Below are 1345 nucleotides of genomic sequence, written 5' to 3'. Positions count from 1 at the left end.
GCGGGGGTGCCTCTCTATTTGTCAAGCTGCAGAGGAACAGTCGGCAGGATGTCGACGTCTGTGAGCCTCGTCGGCGATCATGATTCGCCAGATGGTGTTGGACAGGTGTCGTTTCAGGCAGCGCATGGCGGCACGGTGTGACGATCCAGCGGCGACCTTGCGGTCGTAGTAGGCACGCCCAGCGCTGCCCGGCATTCGGACCTGAACCATGGCGATGGTGTGGAGCGCAGCGTTGAGCTGCCGGTCGCCGTAGCGGCTGAGCCGGTGAATCCGACGGTCGGCGCTGGCGATCTCAACGGGCGCGGTTCCGTTGTAGGTGGCATACGCGGCTGCGGTCGCGAAGCGGGTCGCCAGGCCGGTGCGGCCGATGAGCCGAGCCGCCAGCACCGGACCGATACCGTCGATTGTCCGTAGCCGAGTGCCGTGCTCGACGAGCAACTGATCGATATCGTCCTGGTTGGTGGCCAGCTGCCGGTCGAGGCGTCGAACATCAGCGATGAGATCCTTGCACAGACCCACGCGAACCCGATCGGAGAGCGTCTGTGCCCGCAACCCCCGCAGCGCAGCGGCGGCGGTGTTCGCACTCAGGCCGGTCGGGGCTCCGCCGGCCAGTAGTTCCCTCAGCAGTGCGTGCAGCTGGTTGACTGTGCGGGTCCTGCTGGCGGAGAGGTTGTTTCGTCTCTCGTCCAGCATCCGTAGCGCATCGGAGTGCTCGTCGGGCACGACCAGGCGGCCTTCACCTTGGAGTGCGGCGACGCAGGCCGCTGCGGCAGCGTCGATCCGGTCGTTCTTGCGTCGGCCGCCGCGGGACAACTCCCGCACCCGCGCCGTCGCGGTGGTCGGCACATCCAGCACCGTTTCACCACGTGCGATCAGCCATCGAGCCAGATGGCGTCCGAGTCCGTCGGCGTTCTCCACCGCCCACTGCCGTTGCGGCCACCGCCTGGCCCACGCGATCAGTCGTCGGTATTCGGCCAAGGTGGCCTCGATCCGGATCGAACCGAGATCGATGTTTGTGCTCGGGTCCACCGCGGTGGCGGTGTGAGTGCTCTTGTGCGGATCGACACCGATAACGACCATGGGTAACGGGTCCCTCTCTCCTGTTCGGGTGGGGATCCGCGGCGGACAATCCGACTTCCAGTACCTTGCCCGTACTTGTGGTCATGCCTCTCTTCGGTCACGCCGCGAACGCAGGCCGGGTGGCGCGACATACCCCCGCAGAGTCAGCCCGAAAATGCTGCGGCGACAGGAACCTCAGGAGTCAAACCACCCGGCCCGCTGCGGCACGCTACGGGGAGCTACCCCGACCACGAAACCGCTACCGGAGATATAAGTCGGAACCTCA

The 1345-nt window shown here is 66.0% G+C and carries 1 protein-coding gene; it reads right to left on the bottom strand.

Going from position 1 to position 1345, the window contains the following annotated elements:
- Positions 1–21 precede the first annotated feature (21 nt).
- Positions 22–1080, bottom strand: coding sequence for an IS110 family RNA-guided transposase (locus ACL03I_RS39300; protein WP_412808639.1), 1059 nt, complete (start codon positions 1078–1080; stop codon positions 22–24).
- Between the last annotated feature and the right edge of the window lie 265 nt (positions 1081–1345).

Origin of the sequence: Nocardia sichangensis, from assembly GCF_047200615.1 — a bacterium.
GTDB classification, from domain to species: Bacteria; Actinomycetota; Actinomycetes; order Mycobacteriales; family Mycobacteriaceae; genus Nocardia; species Nocardia sichangensis.
The sequence above is the reverse complement of the archived record's forward strand: the minus strand, read 5'-3'. Positions and strand labels throughout refer to the sequence as shown.